Below are 23,103 nucleotides of genomic sequence, written 5' to 3'. Positions count from 1 at the left end.
TTGCTGCTGCCGTCACGCGCAACGGTGGCGATAGATTGGGCGGAAAGGCTTCAGGTTCGGGGAAAGATCGATGGAAGAATTGCTGCCGTATTACGAGCGCGAGTTGTCATTTCTGCGGCGCTATTCGCGCGACTTCGCCGAGCGCTACCCGAAAATCGCGGCGCGCCTCGCCATGTCCGGCGAGCACTGCGAGGATCCGCACGTCGAGCGGATGATCGAATCGTTCGCGCTGCTTGGCGCGCGCATCAACAAGAAACTCGACGACGACTACCCCGAATTCACCGAAGCGCTGCTGGAAGTGCTGTATCCGCACTATCTGCGGCCGTTTCCGTCGTGCTCGATTGCACAGTTGGGCACGTCCGCGGCGCTCAGTCACCTGACCGAACCGGTGCGAGTCGAACGCGGCACCGAACTCAAGTCGCGGCCCATTCGCGGCGTGCAATGCCGCTTTCGCACCGCCTACGACGTTACGCTGGCCCCGATCCGCATCTCGGAGGCGAAGTATACGTCGGTGGCGATGGCGCCGAGCGCCACGGTCTTGCCGGGCAATGCCACGGCGATCGTGTCGATCACCTTTGAATCGACGGCCCCGCAACTCGACCTGGCCGCGCTGAAAGTCGGGACGCTGCGCACGCATTTGCACGGCGAGCAGTCGTTTATCGCCGCGTTGGCGGACTGTCTGTTCGTCAATGCAATGGCGACCTATGTCGAGCCCGACCGGCGCGGTGTGTGGACGCAATTGCGCACGTCGCCGCTCGTCCAGGCAGGCTTCGACGAGCAGGACGCGCTGATCGACTATCCGTCCAAATCGCATCCGGCGTACCGGCTGTTGACCGAATACTTCGCGTTCCCCGAGAAATTCAATTTCGCCGACTTCGACCTGGCCGCGATGACGCGCGCGAGCGGCCGCTGCCAGCGTCTGACGCTGCATGTCGTGCTCAAGGAAGTGCGCAGCGATTCGCATGTCGCGCGCCTGCTGGATGCATTGTCCGCGCATCATTTCCGGCTGTTCTGCACGCCGGTGGTGAATCTGTTCGAGCAACACGGCGAACCGATCCGCATCAGTCATCAGGCGATTTCCTATCCGGTGATCGCCGAAGCGCGCCGTGCGTTTGCATACGAGGTCTATTCGATCGACTCGGTGAAGCTCGTCAGACAGCAGGCGCACGAGGAATCGGTGATCGAGTTCCGGCCGTTCTATTCGCTGCATCACGGTGAAGCGGCGCGTGCGGGACATTACTGGTTCGCGCGCCGCAATGACTGGGTCGCGCAGAAAAGCCCCGGCTACGAGACTGAAATCTCGATTGTCGATATCGGCTTCGAACCGGCCGCGCCGCAAACCGATACGCTGAGCCTCGACCTGACCTGCACCAATCGCGACTTGCCCGCGGGGCTCGCCGTGGGTCTGGAAGGCGGCGATCTGTTTCTGGAGGGCGGCTCGCTCACCGGCAGTATCTCGATGCTGCGCCGGCCCACACCGAGCGTGCGTTTCGAGCGCGGGCGCGCCGCGCATTGGCGGCTGATCTCGCATCTGGCGCTGAATCACGTATCGCTCGCGAACAGCGGTTTGTCGGCACTCAAGGAAATGCTCGTGCTCTACGATTTGCGGCGCACGGCGGTGTCGGCGCGGCATATCGACGGTCTGGTGGGCATCGAGCAGCGTGCCGCCGTGCAATGGCTGCCGGGCAAGCCGTTCGCCACGTTCGTGCGCGGCATCGAGATTCGTTTGACGATCGACGAAGAACATTTCGTCGGCACGAGTCTCGCCTCGTTCGTGCGGGTGATCGACACGTTTTTTGGGCTGTACGTGCATCTGAACAGCTTTGTGCAACTGGTCGTGGTGTCGAAGCGCACCGGCGAGGAGATTCTGCGATGCAAACCGCGCAGCGGCGAATCGATCCTGGCGTAGTCGAACAGCTTCTCGACGAGCCGCATCGCTTTGAATTTTTTCAGGCAGTGCGGATTCTCGAGAAGTGGTTCGCCCAGCAGGCGCCTTCCCAGCCCGGACGTCCCGGCGAGATCGTCGCGCAGCGGATTGCCTTTCGCAATTCGCTGTCGATGTCGTTCCCACCGAGCGAGATCCACGGCGCGCAGTCTTACGACGAGGCAGGCGCGCCGCTGAAAGAGAAAGCGCAACGCACGGCCGCGCTCGCAGACGGCACGCTGGAGAAAGTGGATATCACGCCCGCGTTCTTCGGTTTGCTTGGCGGGCAGGGCGCGTTGCCGCTGCATTACACCGAGCAGATTATCGCGCGCGAGCAGATCAAGCGCGACCGCGCCGCGCGTGAATTCTTCGACGTGTTCTCGAACCGCGCGACGGCGCTGTTCTACGCGGCGTGGAAGAAATACCGCCTGCCGTTTCACTACGAACTGGATCGCGACGAACGCTATTTGCCGTTGCTGCTCGCGCTCGCCGGCGTCGCCGATGATGACACGCGCAACAGTCTGCAAGACGGCGAAGGTGCGTTGTTCGACGAGGCGATTGCCGGGTATGCACTGGCCGCGCGGCATCGGCCGGTGTCGGCGGCCTATTTGCAGCGCACGCTGTCTGAGTACTTCAAGGTGCCGGTGCGCGTCGAGCAGTTCATCGGCAAATGGTACGACGTGCCGCGCGATCAGTTGACCTTGCTCGGCAGCGTCAACGCGACGCTCGGCGCCACCGCGCTGGCGGGCGAGCGCGTCTGGCAGCGCGACATGCGCGCCCGGCTCGTGATCGGACCGCTCGACAAAGCGGACTACGAAGCGTTTTTGCCCGGCGCCGACCGTGCGATCGCGCTCGAACGCATGCTGACCCTGCTGGCCGGCGTCACGCTCGAATACGAGGTGTCGCTGGTGCTGCGCCGCGAGGCAGTCGGGCCGAGCCTGTTGAGCCAGGGCGCGCGCCTCGGCTGGGACGCGTTCCTCTGCACGAAGGAAGCCGACAGCGACCGCGCGGACGCGCGCTATGAATTGCACGTGATTCACTGACTAAAACGATAGAACCTGGACCCGGATCGCACGACATGAGCACGTCCCTCAATACCCTGATCGCCAAACTGAATCCGACCTGCCGGCAGGCGGCTTTGCTGGCGGCGAACAACTGTCTGGCGCGTGGTCACTACGAGGTCGACCTCGAGCATCTGCTGCTGGCGCTGCTGGACGAACCGGCGAGCGATGTCGCGCTGGTGCTGCGCGCAAGCAGGATCGACGTGCACGCGTTGCGGGCGGATATCGAACGCGAATTGCAGCGCCTGAAGACCGGCAATACGCGCACGCCGGTATTCTCGAAGCATCTGATTGAACTGCTTGAACAAGCGTGGCTGATTGCCTCGCTCGATTCGCAGATCGGACGGATTCGCTCCGGGCATTTGCTGCTGGCGCTGCTGACCGCGCCGGATCTCGCGCAATTCGCCGAGCGTATGTCGCCGTTACTGCGCGAAGTGCGCGTGACCGACCTGAAGCACAAGTTCGACGAACTGACGGCGGGCTCGCGCGAAGTCGAGCGCAGCACGGCGGCGCAAAACGATGCGCAGGGCGCGGCTGATCCACTGGAGACCGACGCCGCGCCGGGCGGGCCGTCGAAAACGCCGGCGCTCGATACGTACACCAGCAATCTCACGCAGCGCGCGCGCGAAGGCAAGATCGACCCGGTGATCGGCCGCGAAGGCGAGATCCGCCAGACCATCGACATTCTGATGCGCCGCCGGCAGAACAATCCGATCATGACCGGCGAAGCGGGGGTTGGTAAGACAGCGGTGGTCGAAGGGCTCGCGCTGCGCATTGCCGCGGACGACGTTCCCGCGCCCCTGAAAGGCGTGGCGCTGCACGTGCTCGATATGGGGCTGCTGCAAGCGGGCGCGAGCGTGAAAGGCGAATTCGAGAACCGCCTGAAGAACGTGATCGACGAGGTGAAGAAGAGCCCGCATCCGATCATTCTGTTTATCGACGAAGCGCACACCATCATCGGCGCAGGCGGCCAGGCCGGGCAGAACGATGCGGCGAACCTGTTGAAGCCGGCGCTGGCGCGCGGCGAATTGCGCACGATCGCGGCCACCACGTGGAGCGAGTACAAGAAGTACTTCGAGAAAGACGCGGCACTCGCGCGGCGTTTTCAGGTCGTGAAGATCGAGGAGCCGAGCGAGACGCTCGCGGCGGCCATGCTGCGCGGCATGGCCGCGCTGATGGAAAAGCACTTCAACGTCCGCGTGCTCGACGACGCGATCACCGAAGCGGTGCGCCTGTCGCATCGCTACATTAGCGGCCGGCAACTGCCCGACAAGGCGATCAGCGTGCTCGACACCGCGTGCGCGAAAGTCGCGCTGGCGCACAGTTCCACACCCGCCGCCATCGACGATACGAAGAAACGCCTCGAGCGCATCGACGCGGAGATCGCCGCGCTGGAACGCGAGGTAGCGAGCGGCGCGCTGCACGACGAGCGGCTCGGCGAGTTGCGCGGCCTGCGCGAAGAAGACCTCAAGAATCTCGCGGAAGATGAAGTGCGCTACGACAAGGAGCGTGCGCTGGTGACGGAGATAGTCGGCTTGCGCTCGGAGATCGACGCCGCGCGTGTCAGCAGTGCCGATGCAGAGCAAGCGGGGAGGGCACAGCAGGCGCGCGAAATGCTCGCGGCGCGCGTGGCCGAATTGCAGACGTTGCAAGGCGGCCAGCCGATGGTCCCGTTGCAGGTCGACGGCCACGTGGTCGCTGAAATCGTTGCTTCGTGGACCGGCATTCCGCTTGGCCGTATGGTCAAGGACGAGATTCAGACCGTGTTGAATCTGCAGTCGCTGCTGGCCGCGCGCGTGATCGGCCAGGATCACGCGCTCGACGCGATCGCGCAGCGTGTGCGTACCGCCAGCGCGAATCTCGAAGACCCGAACAAGCCGCGCGGCGTGTTCATGTTCGTCGGGCCGTCGGGCGTCGGCAAGACCGAAACCGCATTGGCGCTGGCCGATGTGCTTTATGGCGGCGAGCGCAAGATGGTCACGATCAACATGAGCGAGTATCAGGAAGCGCACAGCGTCTCCGGACTGAAAGGCTCGCCGCCGGGCTATGTCGGTTACGGCGAAGGCGGCGTGCTGACCGAAGCCGTGCGTCGCAATCCGTATTCGGTCGTGCTGCTCGACGAAGTCGAAAAGGCCCACCCCGACGTGCTTGAAATGTTCTTCCAGGTCTTCGACAAAGGCACAATGGACGACGCCGAAGGCCGCGAGATCGATTTCCGCAATACGTTGATCATTCTGACCTCGAACGTTGGCTCGCAGGCGGTGATGCAAGCCTGTCTGAACAAGAGCGCCGAAGAGTTGCCGGACGCGGACGAACTTGCCGAGACCCTGCGCCCGCAGCTGTACAAAGCGTTCAAACCGGCGTTCCTTGGCCGTATGAAGGTGGTGCCGTACTACCCGATTTCCGACGACGTGCTCGCCGACATCATCGAGCTGAAGCTCGAGCGGATTCGCCGCCGCATCGAGTCGAATCATAAGGCGGTGTTCGAGTGGGACGAGTCGCTGGTCGATGCGGTGCTCGCGCGCTGCACGGAAGTGGATTCCGGCGCGCGCAACGTGGATCACATTCTGAATGGCACGCTGTTGCCCGAGGTGGCGCAGCAGGTGCTGGAGCGCGTGGCGAACGGCGCCGCGATCGAACGCATTTCGGTGCGCGCGAGCGAGGCGGGTGAGTTCGACTACAGCGTGGTGTGAGCGGACGCGCCCACGCGTTCGCCTATCTTTTTTAATGACGTATCGAACCCTTATCGCATTCAGTCATGCCGATTAACCTGAACACGCTGCTGGCGCCGCTCAGCGAAACCTCGTCCTGCGGCGAGGATCTGCTGTTTTCCGCCGACTTCGACGCCATCCTGCATGCGCGCCGATTCGAAGACCCGTCGCTGGATCAGGGCGAATGGGTCACGGATGTCAAGGAGGCCGACTGGTCCTTTGTCGTCGAGCGCTCGGGCAGCCTGCTGCAAACGCAGACCAAGGATTTGCGCCTGGCCGTCTGGCTCACCGAAGCTCTCGCGATCGAAGAAGGCATTGGCGGCCTCACGCAAGGTTTTGCGTTGCTCACGGGCCTCTGCGAGCGTTACTGGGATCACGTGCATCCGCTGCCGGAAGGCGACGACACCGAGTACCGCCTCGGTAACGTCGCGTGGCTGGTCGGGCGCACGGGTGAGCTGCTGCGCGCCATGCCGCTTACGTCATCGCCAGGCAGTTCGTATAGCACGATCGATTGGGATGTGGCCACGCATGTCGCGCAAGCCGTCAAGCGCGACCCGGATCATGCCGACGACATTGCGCGAGGCAAACCCTCGATTGATCAGATCGAGGCGTCGAAGCGTGCCACAGCACCGGCGTTTTACTCGGCATTGCTGATCGATCTGAAGGCATTCGAGGCCGCGATGCTCGCGCTTGAACAGGAGCTGGACCGGCGCGCCGCGGACTCGGCGCCAAGCTTCCGTCAGGCGAAGGACGCGTATCAAAGCGTCTATCGGTTGGCCGAGCGCTTCGCGCGCGAACTGGGCGTGAACGCGGATGCGCCGCCGCCCGCGCAAACGCCCGCGCCGGACCCGCACGAACGGGCCGAGCCCACCTTCAAGACCTCACAGCAACGCGAGGAACCCGTGTTGACGAGCATGCCCACCAGCCCGATCGCGGGAATTCAGAGCCGTGCACAGGCCGTCGCGCAATTACGGGCGGTCGCCAAATTCTTTCGCGCCACCGAGCCCCATAATCCGGCGGCCTATTTTGCTGACAAGGCTGCAGAAGCCGCGGACATGCCATTGCATCAATGGCTTTCGATGGTGGTGAAAGACGATGGGTCGCTCGCGCATATTCGCGAGTTGCTAGGCGTGAAGCCGGAAGAGAGCAGCTAAAACAGGCGTCGGCTAGAAAGCGAAAAGCCTGACCTCGGTCACCACCGAGGTCAGGCTTTTTTATGTGCGCTACGTGACCAACAACTCAGGAGCCCGCACGAAACTCGATGCGCCGGTTCCGCGCCCGGCCGTCGGCCGAGTCATTCGATGCGATCGGCTGATCCGGGCCGACGCCGGTCGTCGTCATCTGTTGCGGCGGAATACCCTTGGCGACCAGATAACCCTTCACCGCATCCGCGCGTGCCTGGCTCAATGCGATATTCGACGTGCGATTGCCCGAGTTGTCGGTGTGCCCGATGATCGCGACGGTCCTGGTCGTCATTTTTGCCATGGCGGCGGCCATCTGGTCGAGAATCGCGCGGCCTTGCGGCGTGAGCGTCGCGCTGCCGGTTTCGAATTCAATCGTGCGGTTCGCGAGCGTCTGGTCGAGCAGCCCTTGCTCCGACGTGCTCACGCGCAGGCCGTTCCTGATCGTGTAGGTTGGGTTCAACGCGTTCGCCATGTCGCTTGCAAGCTGCTGACGCTGCGATTCGTTGTGCACTTCGCCCTTCACGTCGATCTGCGTGCCGTCGATTTTCAACTGGCCTTTGCTGATCTGCTTCAGTTGCGGGCCGATCAGCTTCTGCACGTTGGCCGACCAGTTCGGCGGCGTCGCCACGTCGGCGACTTCGATCTGATCGACGACGTTGGCCGCGCCGTACGTATCGCGCAGACGCGCGAGCACGGCCGCCTTGGTCGCTTCATCCGGCACCTTGCCGCCGACCACCACCTGGCCCGGTGTGGCGTTGGCGGGCGGGGGCGCCGCCGTGATCGCGCCGGTGCCGGCGCCGGTCGTGCTGCTCGCGAGTCCCGCCTGATTCACCGCGGGGCCGGCATTGCCCGCCTGCGCGGACGAAGCCGGCGGCAGGACGGTGGTACGAATCGACATGCCGCTGTTGTCGACCGGCGTGACGCGCGCGGGACCGTCGTTGTCGGCATGCGCGCAGACGCTGACCAGAAGGCCCGTGAGCAACACGGCCATGCGGGCGGAGGTATTCAGCATCGTGTCACGCTCCCGTGAATGCTTCGCGGAACGTGTCGATGCTGACGCGCAGCGACAGTTGCGGTTGGTCGAGGTAGCTGACGAGCTTGCTGATGCCATGATCGTTCTGTGCGTGTTCGTCGATCCACTCGGGGTCGTCGATATCGATGTTGTGTGCCGCGTAGGTCTGCGGATCGACCACGCTATGCAGCGTTTTGGCCGACGCGCCGTTAAAGCCGATGATGAGCCGCTCGCGCTCGGCGATCGTGCCGATGAAAATCGCCAGTTCGAAATCCGCCTGCGCGACGAACGGCGCGATCAGTTCGAGCCAGAATGCGGCAACCAGGCTGCGGTAGAACGGATCGTTCGGCAACGGCAAGGTCAGCCCGCGTTCGAGATGCGACGAACCGCTTTGCATCACCGGACGCAGCAGCGAGCCGAGCGCCAGCATCGCGCCACGCAGGCGCACCGGGTGGCCGCTCGCGAGCAGCATCTGTTCGAGACCCGAGAGCGTCTGATGCTCGACGAAATCGTTGAAGGTGCCGTCGTGCGGATTGCCGGGGCCGCCGCCGATCTCGATCGGCACCTGCGTTTCGCCGAGCGCCTGCAATGCGCCGGGTGGCTCGCTCGCACCCAGCAGCGGTTTCATCTGCGTCGCGACGCGTGACCACAGGCGCGCGAAGGCAAGCGGACTGTGCGCGAGGAACGTGAGCGGCTTTTCGACTTCGAGCGCGGTTGCGGCAAGAAACGGAAAACGCCGCGACGACTGATCCTGACTCGCCACCATGTGTCCAGCGATCGCCAGCCTGCTGCGCGAGCCGAGGAACGCAAAGTGCATCGGCTTGGCGTTTTCGTAGACGATCTTCCAGCGCGGGTCGTCGGTGAGCAGCTTCATGGCTTCCGCAATCCAGCGGTCGAGCGTGGCCAGCAACTGCGGATTGTGCGCGCTCTTCACAAAGTCGCCGCGCGACGGGATCTTGCCGAAGTAGGCGACTTGCGCCTGCACGGTTTGCGTCATTGCGCACCCCCTGTGTTCGAAACCGCGGCGGCGGCCGTGGCCGGCCGTACCGCTGGTGAAGCCGGCGCAATCGCCGGCGCTTGCGCGGGCACGGCGCCCGGTGCGCCCGCGGCTGTCGCGTTGACCGAATTCGCCGCCGCGCTCACGTCCGCCACCGAAGACGGCAGCCGCAAGCCGCGCAGGCTCTGTTGTTGTGGCGCATCGCTGCTGCCGCTCGAAGCCTGCGACGTGCTGATGATGCGCATGCTGACCGCCACCGTCACGTTGCCCTGCGTCCACGACAGATCGAAGGTGCCGTCCGGGCGGCGCTTGCGTTGCGCCGAGTTGATCAGCTTCTCCAGACCGTAGCGGCCCGGTTCGTTGACCAGTTGCAGCGTGCGCCCGTCGAAGGTCGTCGCGTTCAAGGTGGCGCCCGGCGAACCCGACGGATTCGGCCACACGAAGTTGGTCCATTGCGGCGGCGTATTGCGGTAGCGCATTTGCTGACCGTCGATCGCCAGCGTGTATTCCGTCGTGCCGCTGCTCGGCTGCGGCAGGATCTGGAACACGGTCTGCGGCTCGGACGAACTCTGGCCCGCCGCGCTGCCTGCCGCACCGCCGGCAAGCGGCGCCACCCAGCGCGCGAAGCCACTGGTGAAGTCAGGCGTGAGCGCGAGCCCCATATCACCCCAAGTGCGTGCCGTCAGTGTGTCGCCGCGACGCACCGCGAGCGGTCCGAGCGTGGTGCCGACAAACTTGGCGATCGCGCCATCCGGGCCAAACACCTGGGCGATCTCGCCGGCGCCGGCTTCGACCTTGGCGTCGCTGGCGAACGGATACTTGTTCGCGAGCGAACCCTGGAAGGTCTGGTAGACCTGCGCGTTCCACACCTTGTTGACTTCGACGCTGGCGGGCTGGATCACCACCGCATACGCGGCCATCAGCGGACGCACCAGCAGCGGACGCAGAGCCTTGCGCTGCGAGTCGGTGAGGCCCGTGAGCATCTGTTCGTCGACGTACTTCAGCGAATCGGCGAGTTCGGAGCCGCTGCCGTCGAGCGTCTGCTGCATCAGCTGACGCGCGCCCGGTCCCGGATCACCCTGATTCTTGATGACGTTGAAGCGGGTGCGGACTTTCGACAGCGTGTCCATATAGCCTTTGAGCATCGAACCGTTGTCGCCGGTGACGACAATGCGGCCCAGCGCAGAAAACTCCTGGCCGATCGGACCCATCGGCATTTCAACCGGATTGCCGTTGATGTCGATGTTCGCGTTGAGCTGGCCGGTCGGCGCGCGCGAGAACCAGTTCTTGAACCAGCTGGTGACACCGGTTTGCGCGCGCTTCAGGTTCGCATTGAAGAGCGACGGGTTGTCCCACGAAGTCTGGTCGTACGCGGTTTCGAGCACCTTGCGGATCGGCGAATCCTGCGGATCGCCCAGACGGTTCATCGCGTCCACGGCCTGGCCGAAGCTGCCGAAGCTCTGCACCGCAATGCCCTGCATGAACTTCTGCCAGTGCATCGCGTACTCGGTCTTGTACATCGTGACGAGCGCCTTCTGGATCTGCTCGGGGCTGCCTTCCAGCGTCAGATCGTCGTGTGCGGACGTGTTGAGCACCCAGTCCTTCGCCTGCAGTTCCTTGGTGGCGGCGTCGCGAATCGCGGGCTGCACATACTGGAACCAGGCCTCACGCGTGAAGGTGCCGGGGATCGCATAGCTGCCTGCCACCAGCGCCGTATTGTTTTCGCCGACGATGCGCGCAATCGTCATCGGCGCGAAACGGGTCGAGGCACGCGCCTTGATTTCTTCGTAGACGCGCTGACGTGCCGGCATGCCACGCACCACGCGGCGCAGATTTTCACGTGTCTGGTCGACGAGGCCGAGGTTCTGGTCGATCATCGGCCAGTCGTCGTCCGACACGCGCGAGAGGTAGAACGTAATCATGCGTTCGGCGCTGCGGATCATCTCGTCGCGGGGCATGTTGCCGCGATTCGTTTCGAGCCAGCCGCGCCAGAAGCGGGCCACCTGGTCGGTGAGGTGGGCCGTTTCCACGTGACGCTTGTCGCCCAGCATCAGATAGGTCTTGAGCGCGTTATACGCGTCTTCGACGTTGGTCGGCGAGGCATCGCTATACAGGCCGCCCTGGCTGTTCGCCGCCATCGCCGAATGCGCGGACACCGGCATGGCGGCGGCGTCCGGCGTACGGTTCAACGGCGCGAGCTGATCGGGATGCGCGTTGACGTCTTTCAGGAACGACGCGAGATTCTGCGAAACCGGGTCGAGCAGGATCTGACGCACGCCGTTGTAGTACTCGGTGAGCAGGCGCTGTTCGAGGCGGTCGCCCTGATAAAGGCCAAGCGACACGGCGAGCGGCCGGTCGCGGCGGAACTGCTCGAGCTGGTCGATGCGGTCCTCGAGCACGTCCATGGCCTGCAGGCGCGATTGCAGGTCGTTGCGGTTCTGCTGCAGGCGCACCACGTTGTCGAGGTCGGCCTTCACGTTGGCCGTGAGCTGTTCGTTGTTGACCGTCGACCAGGTCCAGCCGCCGAGCGCCAACGCAAGCACTGCCACGAAACCGAAGAAGGTTGCATAGCGCATGCGCGTCTTGGCAGGGCTGGCGAATTGCCTGACCGTTTGCCGGTCGGCAAAGATGACCTTCGAGAACAGATCACGCAGGAAAAAACCGTTCTTCGAGAACGCGCTATGCGGCTTGGGCAGGCTGTCCGCGCTCAGGCCAAAACGATTCGCGATGCGCGTGGCCGCCGCGCTATTGGTTTCGCCTTCCTGCAAGGCGCTGGTGAAGTAGAAGCCGCGAAAAATCGGCTTGTACTGGAACGGGTTGGTCTCGAACAGCGTGGCGAGAAACGCGCGCAACGCGGGCTTGATGGTCGAGAATTCGAGCGGAAAGCTCAGTTGGCCTGGCGAGAGCTTGTTGCCGCGGTTGATCGACATCTGCGCGACGCTGATTTCTTTCAGGCCGTCGTACAGTTCTTCGAAACGCTCGTCGAACAGGCCGACCACGTCGCGCTTCTCATCGGGTTCGTAGGGCAGGGTGGCTCCCCACACGCGGTCAAATTCCTGGCGGTCGCTGCCGCTGAAGAATTCGGTGAAGCCGGTAATCAGGTCGGCCTTGGTGAACATCACGTACACCGGCGCGAACACTTCGAGTTTCTCGGTCAGCTCCTGCACGCGCTGGCGAAGATTTTTCGCGAGATTGATCGCGAACTCGGGCTTGCTGCTGGTCAACTCGGCAATGCTGGCCGTGACGATGATGCCGTTGATCGGCGCCTTCGGCCGGAAACGCTTGAGCAGGCCGAGAAAGCCGAGCCATTCCGTGCGGTCCTCTTCGTGCACGGAGTAGCGCCCGGCGGTGTCGAGCAGAATGCCTTCCGTCGTGAAGAACCAGTCACAGTTACGCGTGCCGCCAATGCCGTGAATCACCGCGTTGTTCTTGTCGGCGAAGGGGAATTGCAAGCCCGAATTCAGCACCGCGCTGCTCTTGCCGGCGGCGGGGTTGCCGATCACGATGTACCACGGCAGTTCATACAGCGCCGAGCCGCCCGAGACCTGGCCGATCTTCGAGGTCTTGATGGTCTTCACGGCGTCGACAAGGCGCGTGCGCAATACGTCGAGTTCGGCCTGGCGCGCGAGAGTGGGCGCCGGGCCGGCCTCGGTTTGCTGCTCAGCTTGCTGTTCGAGCATGTCGCCGAGCTTGCGGTTCGCGCTCCGCGTGCGCAGGCGGCGCACCAGCCAGACCAGCAGCCATAGCGCGATCACCGTGCCGAGCACGATGGCGGGCCACATCAGGTCGATCTGCAAGGTATCGGCGCCGATGAATAAAACAGCAGCGAGCGCGAGCAGGCCGATGATCGAGAGCGTGCGTGTGTGGGTCAACACGTTGAGGATGCGTCGCATAAGCCGTTCAGGTCTTGGTAATAGGTGTTGTGGCGCGTGGCGTGGCAGACAGCATGGCGCGTGTGCTGCGTTTGAAACAAAACGAAAGCATATTCAAAAGAATGGAAATTCGGCCGAATTGTTAAATCCATAATAACGGGTCGCCATGACGGTATCGGGATCAACGCCGTTATGCGCGCGGCATTGCCGCGTTTCGCCAGAAAATTTGCTTGAATGCCCCATTGCCGACCTCATTACTACCCGCCTCACCTTAATGAGCGCGCCCGATGACGAAGCCGGGTTTGTGATACTCAACATGCCCAAGATCCATCAATTTCCAGCGGCCACCCCACGTCAGACCTACCTGTTCGGCTGTCTGCCCGTATAACTGATAACCTCGCATGGCCCAGGGATCTTTTTCTGAAATGACGAGCTTGCCGTCACGCAAAAACGCGTTGTCCGCGGCAAGGCCGTATTGGTGATAGCTTTGAAACGCTGCGGCATTGGTGACGTTACCCCCCATTTGCGCAAGCCGGTTTTGCCGCTCCGGACTGCGATAACCTTCCAGCAAAGCCATTTCATATCCGTATTGCTCGTGCATGATTTTGTAGACGAGCAGCAAACGGGTTCTGAAATCGGCATCGAGCAAATTCCAGTCGCGGCTCGCGTCTTTAAGCGCGGGCCGAATCTGCTCGACTTCCTGCGTTGCGAACACCTCGGGCGGTAGCGGCGGCGGGGGTACGAGCTGTTCGCCGTTCAATAACGCAGCAATTTTCTCGTCCGGAACCCGAGCGGTGTCATCGAATTGGAATAATTGCCTGCCGCGTAATACCAATGCCACCAATGGCGGCGTCGCAAGAATACCTGTCGTAGTGAAAATCAGCAAGCGCCGCTTAATCAGTAACTTTTGCATATCCACTGCGGCTGATTGCGAAATTTTTGCCGAGCGAGTTAATTGACCGCGAGCACGAGATGCGCCGCGCGATGCCCCGCGCATAAATCGTCCGTGAATAGTGAGTGCCGCGCCCAATAAAGAGGCGCGTACAGCCGGCAATAGCAGCATTGCGGCGATCAGGACCGCGACGGCGAAATAAGCGAGAAGGACTACGGCAATCAAAGGCGACCCCGGAAATTGGAAACAATTGTATTTTGTAATGCTTGCTCTTAGAATCAGGCCTGCTCGAAGATGAGCCAGAACGTATTATCACGGCGAAATAATCCAGGATTCAATGAGACAGTGAATGAGTGCGCCGGAAAGTTCGAATTCCAAAGTCCCGCCTAGCCTGCTATCCGATAAGGCTAAGGGCACTGATGGCAATGGTTCGCGAATTCTTGCAAACCTCGAAGGCCGCGTCGCGCCGCCTACGGAAAAGCCACGCCGGTCCAAAGCTCCGCTTGCGCTGATCGCCTTGCTCGTTATCGCGGCAGGCGGCTGGGGCGCCTGGCATTTGCAGCAGCGTGGGCAGAGCGAGTCGTTGGCATCGGCTACCTCGGCCAGCGTCGAGAAGCCAGCCATGGCTGCGGCTGCAGCGAGTGCCGTGCCGCAGGTTGCGGCAAAAGCGGAGGCGCCGGCTCCGGCGTCGTCGCAAGCGGCGACGATCGTGGCGGACGATTCCGACAGCAAGGCCGCGTCGGGATCCGTGAGTGGCGACGAGAGCCGCCTGTCGCGTGCGCTCGCCGACGGCGCCGAGCCGAGCAGCGCACCTGCACCTGTTGCGTCCGCAACGTCCGCTTCGGCGGTCACCGTGCCGGCGGCGAAGCATGGCAAAGCCGCGACGGCGGTTGCAGCGAGAGACAAGCACGGCAAGAAGGAAAGCGCAACCGCCAGCAGTCACCACGCAAGCGCGCCGACAGCGGTCGCTCAGGCGAAGAAAACGCGCCCGAGCGGCACTGCTGCAAAAGATGATTCGGATGCCGATCTATTGGCGGCGCTCGTCGCACGGACCAAACCGGCGGAGACTAAAACCGCCAGCGGCAACGTCGCCACCAAGGTCAGCGCATCGACAACGGGTGATGCCAAACTCGCCGAGCGCGTCAAGGAGTGCGGACAGCGCGGCTTTTTCGAAGACCAGTTGTGCCGCTGGCGTGTGTGCGACGGCCATTGGGGTAAGGATCCGGCATGTCCTGGGTCGGCGACGCCGGCTCGTCCACAGTAGTGTCCAGCTTGGCGCGTCCGGTTACTGCGGCGCGCGAACCGTTCGGCTAGTGCCTTCCACGAGCGTTATCGGCCGCAATGGGCTTCGTCCCGTTGCGGCTCGCCGCTTGCTCTGCGCGCCATTCCAGGCGCACGTGTTCCGTCAACAAAACCGGGCATTGCGCGTATTCGTGCAGGGAGATGGCCACCCTGGACTTTCGTCCGGTACAGCAATATAAAAAAGGAGATATCAGTGAAGCGACTCTTCGTGGCAATGACGTGCGTGGCGAGCGTGATGGCGCTCTCGACGCTGTCGGCGTGTGGCGGCAGCGAGATCACGGCTCAAGATCCTCCCAAAGTCATTATCGACAGCGACTACAACACGTTGAGCGACGACGGCCAGCTCGGTGTCATGGCCGCGCAATTACAGGCGCAGGGCTCGCTGAAAGAGTTGGGCATTACGGTGGTGTCGGGCAACCAATGGTTGAAGCAGGGTGTGTCTGACGCGTTGAAATCGGTCGAACGTCTGGGCGTTGAGAAAGAGATTGGTGTGTATGCCGGCGCCAACTATGCGTTGTCTCACGATTTCTCCACCATTCAGGCCGAATTGAAGAAATTCCCTGGCGGCGACGGCTATCTTGGCGCATGGAGCACACCCGAGCCGAAATCGGACAGTGACCTCGTGGCCCCGCCGGATGGTTTTGCCACGCACACCAAAGTGCAGAGCAAGAGCGCGGTGGATTTCATCGTCGATTCGGTGAAGCAGTATCCCGGCGAGGTGACCATTCTGGCGATTGGTCCGCTGACCAATATTGCACTGGCCACTCGTCAGCACCCCGAGATCGTGCCGTTGATCAAGCAGATCATTTACATGGGCGGAGCGATCGACGTGCCCGGCAACACCACACCGACAGCGGAATTCAACTGGTGGTTCGATCCGGAGGCCGCAAAAACGGTATTGCGTCTGCCGATCAAACAGGTGGTGATTCCGCTCGATGTGACGGACACCGTGAAGATGGACAAGGCGCTTTACGACCGCGTCGCGCATGATCCGGCGAAGCAGACCATCATTACGCAACTGTTCAAGACGTTGAACGGTTATGGGTACGACGGCAAGAATGGATTCGAGACGAACCCGAACTACACGACGAACATCTGGGACACGCTCACGCTTGCCTATCTGATGCATCCCTCGTTTGCCACGCAAACGGTGGACGAGTGGGTGGATGTGGACATGAGTTTCGGCGCCAACGATGGCAAGGCTACCGGTTATGCGAGTTCGCCGCCGGCGGGATTGCAGAAGATGACCATTGTGAAACGCTTCGATAATCCGAATTTTTTCAATTTCTATGTCGATCTGCTGACACGGCCGGTGCCGGTCACGCTATCGAACTGATGTAGTTCAGGCTGTATTGCGCGCCTGCGTCCAGCCCGCCTCAGGCGGGATGCAGGCCGCGCAGCAGCTGACGGACACGCGAGAGATCCTGATCGACGTGCTCTGCTTTCTCGAACAGTTCCGCGAGCCAGTCGACGAAGGCCCTCACCCGAGGCGACACGCGGCGATTTTTCACATACGCAATCGACACCGGCATTGGCACGGGTTTCCATTGCGGCAGCACTTCGCGCAGCAGTCCCGAGTCGAGGAACGGTTGCGCGGCGATGCGGGCGGGCTGGATCAGGCCGAGGCCTTGCAGTCCGCAGGTGAGGTAGGCCTGTTCGTCGCTGACTTTGACAAATCCGCCGACCTTGACGCTTCGCGCTTCGCCGTCCACTTCGAAATCGAAATCCACTTCGCGTCCGTTGTGGGGCGACATGCAATTGACCGCGGCGTGTCCACGCAGATCGTCGAGATTGGCGGGCGTGCCGTAGCGGGCCAGGTAGGCCGGACTTGCGCAGGTCGCGTGTTCGAGCGTGCCCAGTTGCCGTGCGACCAGATTTGAGTCCGGCAGTTCGCCGAGTTGGATGCTGCAGTCGATTGCTTCGGATACCAGATCGACGGTGCGATTGCTGACGCCGATCGCCAGGTCGAGGTTGGGGTAGCGGGCGTGGAAATCGTCCAACGCGGGGAGGACGATGGCGCTTGCTACGGCACCGGGCATTTCGATACGCAGACGGCCTGTCAGGTTGTCGGTCGCGTGACGGATGCTGGCTTCCATTTCGTCGATGTCGGCGAGGATTTGTGCGCAGCGTTCGTAGTAGGCTGCGCCTTCTGGTGTGATGCTCAGGCGCCGCGTGGTGCGGGTTAGGAGGGTTGTGCCCAGTAGGGCTTCCAGATTCTGGACGGTTGTGGTCGCTGTCGCGCGTGGAATGTTTAATGATTCCGCCGCGCGGGTGAAGCTGTTCGTGTCCACGATTCGGATGAACGTGCGCATGGCGGTTATTCTGTCGATCATGGTTCGTGCTCCTGTGGGTTTTGGGGTTACGGTTTTTTGCCTGCGCGGCGGGTTTGGCTGTGTTCTTATGGTGTTGGCCTTTTCTTGAATTCGTGGTGGTCTGTTTTGTAGTGTTGGCCTTTCCTTGAATTCACGGTGGTCTATTAGCGTTGCCCCTGTGCGGGGCGGCACCTACTTTCTTTGCCGCGGCAAAGAAAGTAGGCAAAGAAAGCCGCTTCACACCGCTAACCATTAAGCGGGTCCCCTGGCTTGGAGGGGGCAGTGGAACATCTGGAATCCGTCGCCTCGCACACTCCGCGTTCGTGACAAGGCAGTCATTCTTCCGGCGGCGCTGCGCGCGCCGTCGCGGTATTTCTTTGGGATTGCTGCTTTTTTAGCGTGTCGCCGAGGCGAAGCCGACGGCTCCGCCGCGCAGAGGCAACGCGCTAGTTTTCCGTGCGGACCCTTCCGGCAAGCGCGTAGCGCGAGGCGGGAAGTATGACGGCTTTGTCACCACGGCTGAATGTGCGGGGGGCACCGATTCCAGATGCACCACTGCCCCCTCCAAGCCAGGGGACCCGCTTAAGAATTTGCGGTGTGAAGCGGCTTTCTTTGCCTACTTTCTTTGCCGCGGCAAAGAAAGTAGGTGCCGCCCCGCACAGGGGCAACGCTAATAGATCACCGCGAATTCAAGGAAGGCCAACACAAAAAATGATAGAAAAAGCTTACTTCCGTAAGGAATCCAGATCAACAACAAACCGATACTTAACATCCCCCTTAAGCATCCGTTCATAAGCCTGATTAATCCCCTGCATGGCAATCAGCTCAACATCAGAAGTAATCCCATGCTCACCGCAGAAATCCAGCATCTCCTGCGTCTCGGCGATCCCGCCAATCAGCGACCCCGCCAGCCTCCGCCGCTTGAAAATCAGATTGAAAACCTGCGGCGACGGATGATCATGCTCCGGCGCGCCCACCAGCGTCATCGTCCCATCCCGCTTGAGCAGATTCAAAAACGGATTCAGATCATGCTGCGCGGCAACCGTATTCAGAATGAAATCGAAACTATTCGAATGCGCTTCCATCTCCTGCGCATTCTTCGAAATCACCACCTCATGCGCGCCAAGACGCTTCGCATCCTCAATCTTCGACGGCGACGTCGTAAACAACACGACATGCGCGCCCATCGCCCGCGCCAGCTTCACCCCCATATGCCCGAGGCCGCCAAGGCCGACAATGCCGACCTTTTTGCCAGGACCCGCACCCCATGTGCGCAGCGGCGAATACGTCGTGATGCCCGCGCACAGCAATGGCGCAACCGCGGCCGGGTCGAGATTCTCCGGCACGCGCAGCGTGAATGCTTCGTCTACAACGAGTTGGGTGGAATAGCCGCCGTACGTAAGCTGACCGTCGACGCGATCGACACCGTTATACGTGCCCACAAAGCCGTTTTCGCAAAACTGCTCGAGACCTTCCTCGCAACTCGCGCACGTGCGGCACGAATCGACCAGACAGCCGACGCCCACCAGATCGCCTGCCTTGTACTTCGTCACGTCCGGACCCACCGCGGTAACGCGGCCGACAATTTCGTGTCCCGGCACCACCGGAAATACCGTGTTCTTCCACTCGTTACGCGCCTGATGCAAATCGGAATGGCACACACCGCAAAACAGAACTTCCATCTGCACGTCATGGGCGCGCAGTGCGCGGCGCTGGATTTCGAACGGGGCGAGCGGCGCGCTGGCGTCGGTCGCTGCATAGGCGTAAGTCGTGCTCATGGGTAGCTCCAGCTAAGAAGGTAACGTTGCAAGGCGCGGGCGGCAGTCGACGCATGTCGCCGTTCACGCCAACCTCGTCATGGACCGGGATCACGGCGCGTGCGGTGGCTGACGAATCCGTCGGATGGAGAATGGGCAGCCGAGCCCTGCGCAGCGGGGAAAAAGGTGATCCGGCAGGGTTCCCATCTTAGGAGCGCAACAGGAGCCCGGGAATACCTGAATGTCTTGAAGGTTTGCCTAAATCTCCTGGGAAGGAGCGCGATAGGCTGTTTGATGCTAAATTTCAAGCATTATTCTATTGCGCGTCACTATACCGTCATGTCAACCCATTCCGCTCAGGCCGTTCTGGCCGATCCCGCCCAGCAGCGTGTGATCGAATTGTTCGACGCGCTCGCGCCTAATCCGGGCATGACGCAATCGAGTCTCGAAGGCGTCAAGCTGTTGCGCGCGAATCGCCCCATGCCGCGCATACCTGTGATGTACGAGCCGAGCATCGTGATCGTCTGCCAGGGGCGCAAGCGCGGCTTTCTCGGCGATCAGGTGTTTCAGTACGACGCGCAGCAATACCTCGTACTCTCCGTGCCGCTGCCGTTCGAATGCGAGACCGAGGCGAGTCCTGAGACGCCGTTCCTCGGCATCTCGGTGCGCGTCGATCTGACCATGGTGGCGGATCTGCTGATGGCGTTGAACGAAACGCAGGGCGCCGCGCAGAACGAACCGGTCGGCATCTACTCGACGCCGCTCGATCCCGCACTGAGCAACGCGGTGCAGCGTCTGCTGGAAGCGTTGGCCTCGCCGCTCGACGCGCGCATTCTCGCGCCGGGCGTGGTGCGCGAAATCTGTTATCGCGTGCTGACCGGCGAGCAGGGCGATGCGATCCGTGCGGCGCTCACGCATCAGAATCATTTCGGCCGGATCGCGAAGGCACTGCGGCGCATCCACGCGGACTACCACGGCGATCTCGACGTCGACACGCTCGCCGCCGAAGCGGGCATGAGCCTCGCCGTGTTTCACGCGCAATTCAAGGCCGTGACGGCGACCTCGCCGATGCAATATGTGAAGACCACGCGTTTGCATCACGCGCGCGTGCTGATGGTGCAGGATGGGTTGAACGCGGGCGCGGCCGCGGCGCGCGTGGGTTACGAAAGCGCATCGCAGTTCAGCCGCGAGTTCAAGCGCCTGTTCGGCCTGAGTCCGGTCGACGAGGTCAAGCGCATGCGTTCTGTCCACGAAGCGCCGCGCGTGGAGAAGCCGGCGCCGCGTTACGTCACCGCGGTATAAACCGCTTCAGCCGCCGGCCGCGTCGCCCTGGCTCACCGGCTGGTTCGTGTAGTGCGCGCGTTTTTCTTCGTACATCAGCAGATCGGCACGCTGCACGCCCGCTTCGAGCCGGTCGCCGCGCTGGCAGGTCGCGGCGCCCATCGAGAAACTCAGCGGCGAACCGGGATAAAACTGGTTGTTCATCTCCACCAGCTGGTGGATCGCTTCGATCATCGCGGTGCCGCCGCGTTCATCCGTATCGGGCATGAGGATCGCGAATTCATCGCCGCCAATGCGGGCCGCGTGAAACGGCGTCTCGGTCGCCTTGGCGAGCACTTCACCGGCGCGGCGCAGGAGCGCGTCGCCCGCCGCGTGGCCAAGCTGGTCGTTCACGCGCTTCAAGCCGTTCAGGTCGGCCATGATGATCGTCACCGGCCACGGACCCTTGCGCTCCAGGCGGTTCAGCTCGTCCATATAGAAGGAGCGGTTGCGCAGCTTGGTCAGCACGTCATGCTTGCCGAGGAATTCGAGGTACGCTTCGGCCTTCTTGCGCGCGGTGATATCGGTGAGCGCGACCAGCACCAGATCCCAATTGTTTTCGTGACCCGGCAGCACGGAGAATTGCAGGTGCACGTGCACCTCGCTACCGTCGAGCGAATAGTTGAGCACTTCGCGCTGCTGGAACAGTTTGCCGTCCCAAAGATCGATCAGCTGCTCGCGGAAATGCGGACGCATATCGTCGCGGAACACGTCGGCGAGATGCGATAGCAGTGTCTTCTTGTCTTTCGCCGCAAACATGTCGAGCGTGTGCTGGTTCACGTCGAGCACGTGGATTTCCTGCATGCAGCGCTCGACAAACTCGGGATGCACGTCGGTAAACACGCGGAAATCGTTGATGCCGGCCGAGCGCGCTTCGTCGAGCAGGCGCTTGACCGCGCTGAAATCCTCCACCCAGAGCGACACCGGCGAATGCTCGAACAGGCCGCGCACATACTGTTCCGCGAGCGTCACGCGCTGCCGCGCCTTTTCCATCTCGGTGATGTCCTCGACGGACACCAGCACGCGGTCCCAGCGCGCTTCGTGGCCGGGCAGCACGGCGCCCTTGAGCAGCACGTCGAGCCGCCGTCCGCCGAGCGTGTAGTTGACCGTCTGGCTCGTGAAGTGCGATTGCCCCGCCCACAACTGACATAGCTCTTCGAGGTGCGTCTTGAGCATGTCGTCGCGGAATACCGAGGCGAGATTGTCGTTGAGCGCCTCGAAATCGGCCGCCTCGAATTGCGTCAGCGTCTTCTGATTGACCTTGATGACCCGGATGCTGTGCGCGCAGTCCGCAACACAGCCCGGATTGGCGGCGAAGTGGGCACGCAGATCGGTAATGCCTTCTTCGCGCCATGCGTCGAACAGTGCGCGTACGCCGCTGAAGTCCTCGAGCCAGAGCGAGACGGGCGCGAGTTCGAACATCTCGGAATCGTCGTTGGCGAGGGCGGGGGCGCTTGGGGGAATGTCCAGCATGGTGTTCTCGGGGTCGGAAGTACGGCTATTCTAAGGCGGGTCGCGCTGTGGCCGAAAAGAAAGACCGGATGCGCATGATCGTTGCGCCGGACTATCCAACACGATAACGGCCGGGCGGGGATGGACTTGAGCCGCGTCAGGCCGCGTTTGGCGGCGTGCGCTGCGGCATGCGGACCGCGCGCGGCAGGGGCGTCGGCCGGCACGTCTTTCAGAGCCTTGCTACACTGACCCGCAACCCGTTCAGCCCGCCGACGCCGCCACACACATGACGCCATCCCTGCTGGTTCTGATTCCGCTAACCGATGCAAGCCGCGCGAGTATCGAGGCCGTGTTCAACGTCGTCTACGCGCCCGATGCGACCCGGCGAGCCGCCGCGGTCGCCGCGCATGGCGGCACGATTCGCGCCGTGCTGACCAACGGCACGACCGGACTGAGCGCCGCGGAAATCGACCGCATGCCGCAACTCGAACTGGTCAGCGCGCTGGGCGCCGGTTATGAAAATCTCGCCATCGAGCACGCCCGCGCGCGCGGCATCGTGCTCGTCAACGGCGCGGGCACCAACGATCATTGCGTGGCCGATCACGCGTTCGCCTTGCTGCTCGCGGTGGTGCGCGACGTGCCGCAACTCGATCGGGAGACGCGCAAGGGCGCCTGGCGCGACACGCTGCCGATGCGCCCGAACGTCGCCGGCAAACGCCTTGGCATTGTCGGGCTGGGCAATATCGGCGACAAGGTGGCGCGCCGTGGCGCAGGCTTCGACATGGAAATGGGCTATCACAATCGCAAGCCACGTGAAGGTTCGCCGCTGCGGTATTTCGACAGCGTGGCAGCGCTCGCGCAATGGAGCGATTTCCTGGTGGTGGCGACGCCCGGTGGTGCGGGCACGCGTCATCTGATCGGCAAGACGGTGTTCGAGGCGCTCGGTCCACGGGGCTTCGTGGTCAACGTCTCGCGTGGCAGTGTGCTCGACACGGCGGCACTCGCCCAGGCGCTCACGGCGGGCACGATTGCCGGCGCTGCGCTCGACGTCTATGAGGGCGAACCGCATCCGCCGGAAGCGTTGCTGGCGCTGCGCAATGTCGTGCTGACGCCGCATGTGGGCGGGCGCTCGCCGGAGGCGGTCGCCGCCTCGGTCGAGAATTTCCTGAGCAACGCCCGGCGGCATTTCGCGGGTGAAGCGGTGTTGACGCCGATCTGAGCTGTCGGTTACACCATAAAATGAAATGATGTTTCTAATAAAATCAATGACTTACGATGGGTCCATTCACCATAAATTGAAATCAACC

At 62.5% G+C, this 23,103-nt stretch carries 15 protein-coding genes; 8 read left to right on the top strand and 7 right to left on the bottom strand.

Annotation, left to right across the window (positions count from 1 at the left end; translation table 11 throughout):
* The first annotated feature begins 70 nt into the window (after window positions 1–70).
* The 4 genes from tssF to tssA all read left to right on the top strand — a co-directional run bounded on the left by tssF (window position 71) and on the right by tssA (window position 6,850).
* Window positions 71–1,909: a type VI secretion system baseplate subunit TssF gene (tssF, locus tag A6V37_RS35170; RefSeq protein WP_064271894.1), complete on the top strand. Its 1,839-nt coding sequence runs from the start codon at window positions 71–73 to the stop codon at window positions 1,907–1,909.
* Window positions 1,873–2,967 carry a type VI secretion system baseplate subunit TssG gene (tssG, locus tag A6V37_RS35165; RefSeq protein ID WP_064286833.1) on the top strand — a complete coding sequence of 365 codons (1,095 nt, stop codon included), beginning with the start codon at window positions 1,873–1,875 and terminating at the stop codon, window positions 2,965–2,967. The genes tssF and tssG overlap by 37 nt, the downstream gene beginning before the upstream one ends.
* A gap of 35 nt (window positions 2,968–3,002) precedes the next feature.
* Window positions 3,003–5,678 carry a type VI secretion system ATPase TssH gene (gene tssH / locus A6V37_RS35160; RefSeq protein ID WP_064271896.1) on the top strand — a complete coding sequence of 892 codons (2,676 nt, stop codon included), beginning with the start codon at window positions 3,003–3,005 and terminating at the stop codon, window positions 5,676–5,678.
* A gap of 65 nt (window positions 5,679–5,743) precedes the next feature.
* Window positions 5,744–6,850, top strand: a complete 1,107-nt coding sequence (gene tssA, locus A6V37_RS35155) for a type VI secretion system protein TssA (protein ID WP_064271897.1) — start codon at window positions 5,744–5,746, stop codon at window positions 6,848–6,850.
* 85 nt (window positions 6,851–6,935) lie between these two features.
* On the opposite strand, the gene A6V37_RS35150 is transcribed toward tssA, so the two are convergent.
* From A6V37_RS35150 to A6V37_RS35135, 4 genes are all read right to left on the bottom strand, one after another.
* Entirely contained in the window at window positions 6,936–7,892 is a 957-nt protein-coding gene (locus tag A6V37_RS35150; RefSeq protein ID WP_064271898.1) for an OmpA family protein, read from the bottom strand.
* Between the two features lie 4 nt (window positions 7,893–7,896).
* Window positions 7,897–8,889 (bottom strand): type VI secretion system-associated protein TagF, encoded by a 993-nt coding sequence (tagF, locus tag A6V37_RS35145; RefSeq protein WP_064271899.1) that lies wholly within the window; start codon window positions 8,887–8,889, stop codon window positions 7,897–7,899.
* Entirely contained in the window at window positions 8,886–12,782 is a 3,897-nt protein-coding gene (tssM, locus tag A6V37_RS35140; protein WP_064286832.1) for a type VI secretion system membrane subunit TssM, read from the bottom strand. Before tssM ends, tagF begins: the two co-directional genes overlap by 4 nt.
* Before the next feature lie 250 nt (window positions 12,783–13,032).
* Entirely contained in the window at window positions 13,033–13,878 is an 846-nt protein-coding gene (locus tag A6V37_RS35135) for a M15 family metallopeptidase (protein WP_064271901.1), read from the bottom strand.
* 124 nt (window positions 13,879–14,002) lie between these two features.
* Between A6V37_RS35135 and A6V37_RS35130 the strand changes: the two genes are divergently transcribed.
* Together A6V37_RS35130 and A6V37_RS35125 are read left to right on the top strand one after the other, a co-directional pair.
* Window positions 14,003–14,917, top strand: a complete 915-nt coding sequence (locus A6V37_RS35130; RefSeq protein ID WP_064286831.1) for a hypothetical protein — start codon at window positions 14,003–14,005, stop codon at window positions 14,915–14,917.
* A 231-nt stretch (window positions 14,918–15,148) separates the two neighbouring features.
* On the top strand, window positions 15,149–16,291 hold the full coding sequence (locus A6V37_RS35125; RefSeq protein ID WP_064271903.1) for a nucleoside hydrolase: 1,143 nt from the start codon (window positions 15,149–15,151) through the stop codon (window positions 16,289–16,291).
* Between the two features lie 40 nt (window positions 16,292–16,331).
* Here the strand turns inward: A6V37_RS35125 and A6V37_RS35120 are convergent, their stop codons facing one another.
* Window positions 16,332–17,288, bottom strand: a complete 957-nt coding sequence (locus A6V37_RS35120) for a LysR family transcriptional regulator (RefSeq protein ID WP_064271904.1) — start codon at window positions 17,286–17,288, stop codon at window positions 16,332–16,334.
* A gap of 704 nt (window positions 17,289–17,992) precedes the next feature.
* Window positions 17,993–19,045: an NAD(P)-dependent alcohol dehydrogenase gene (locus A6V37_RS35115; protein WP_064271905.1), complete on the bottom strand. Its 1,053-nt coding sequence runs from the start codon at window positions 19,043–19,045 to the stop codon at window positions 17,993–17,995.
* A 318-nt stretch (window positions 19,046–19,363) separates the two neighbouring features.
* On the opposite strand from A6V37_RS35115, the gene A6V37_RS35110 reads away from it, so the two are divergent.
* Window positions 19,364–20,326, top strand: coding sequence for an AraC family transcriptional regulator (locus A6V37_RS35110; protein ID WP_064272040.1), 963 nt, complete (start codon window positions 19,364–19,366; stop codon window positions 20,324–20,326).
* A gap of 6 nt (window positions 20,327–20,332) precedes the next feature.
* On the opposite strand, the gene A6V37_RS35105 is transcribed toward A6V37_RS35110, so the two are convergent.
* A complete protein-coding gene (locus tag A6V37_RS35105; protein WP_064286830.1) occupies window positions 20,333–21,817 on the bottom strand; it encodes a sensor domain-containing diguanylate cyclase in 1,485 nt (494 codons plus the stop codon).
* Between the two features lie 265 nt (window positions 21,818–22,082).
* Here A6V37_RS35105 and A6V37_RS35100 point away from each other — a divergent pair, with 265 nt between their 5' ends.
* A complete protein-coding gene (locus A6V37_RS35100) occupies window positions 22,083–23,015 on the top strand; it encodes a 2-hydroxyacid dehydrogenase (RefSeq protein WP_064286829.1) in 933 nt (310 codons plus the stop codon).
* Window positions 23,016–23,103 lie beyond the last annotated feature (88 nt).

Source organism: Paraburkholderia ginsengiterrae, from assembly GCF_001645125.1.
Classification (GTDB): domain Bacteria; phylum Pseudomonadota; class Gammaproteobacteria; order Burkholderiales; family Burkholderiaceae; genus Paraburkholderia; species Paraburkholderia ginsengiterrae.
Note: the sequence above shows the minus strand (reverse complement) of the source record. Positions and strands in the feature narration are given on the sequence as shown.

Excerpts from the sequence above, each read along its gene's own strand:
- tssF (WP_064271894.1), top strand. The coding sequence starts at position 71 with ATGGAAGAATTGCTGCCGTATTACGAGCGCGAGTTGTCATTTCTGCGG.
- tssG (WP_064286833.1), top strand. The coding sequence starts at position 1,873 with ATGCAAACCGCGCAGCGGCGAATCGATCCTGGCGTAGTCGAACAGCTT.
- tssH (WP_064271896.1), top strand. The coding sequence starts at position 3,003 with ATGAGCACGTCCCTCAATACCCTGATCGCCAAACTGAATCCGACCTGC.
- tssA (WP_064271897.1), top strand. The coding sequence starts at position 5,744 with ATGCCGATTAACCTGAACACGCTGCTGGCGCCGCTCAGCGAAACCTCG.
- A6V37_RS35150 (WP_064271898.1), bottom strand. The coding sequence starts at position 7,892 with ATGCTGAATACCTCCGCCCGCATGGCCGTGTTGCTCACGGGCCTTCTG.
- tagF (WP_064271899.1), bottom strand. The coding sequence starts at position 8,889 with ATGACGCAAACCGTGCAGGCGCAAGTCGCCTACTTCGGCAAGATCCCG.
- tssM (WP_064286832.1), bottom strand. The coding sequence starts at position 12,782 with ATGCGACGCATCCTCAACGTGTTGACCCACACACGCACGCTCTCGATC.
- A6V37_RS35130 (WP_064286831.1), top strand. The coding sequence starts at position 14,003 with ATGAGTGCGCCGGAAAGTTCGAATTCCAAAGTCCCGCCTAGCCTGCTA.
- A6V37_RS35120 (WP_064271904.1), bottom strand. The coding sequence starts at position 17,288 with ATGATCGACAGAATAACCGCCATGCGCACGTTCATCCGAATCGTGGAC.
- A6V37_RS35115 (WP_064271905.1), bottom strand. The coding sequence starts at position 19,045 with ATGAGCACGACTTACGCCTATGCAGCGACCGACGCCAGCGCGCCGCTC.
- A6V37_RS35110 (WP_064272040.1), top strand. The coding sequence starts at position 19,364 with ATGTCAACCCATTCCGCTCAGGCCGTTCTGGCCGATCCCGCCCAGCAG.
- A6V37_RS35105 (WP_064286830.1), bottom strand. The coding sequence starts at position 21,817 with ATGCTGGACATTCCCCCAAGCGCCCCCGCCCTCGCCAACGACGATTCC.
- A6V37_RS35100 (WP_064286829.1), top strand. The coding sequence starts at position 22,083 with ATGACGCCATCCCTGCTGGTTCTGATTCCGCTAACCGATGCAAGCCGC.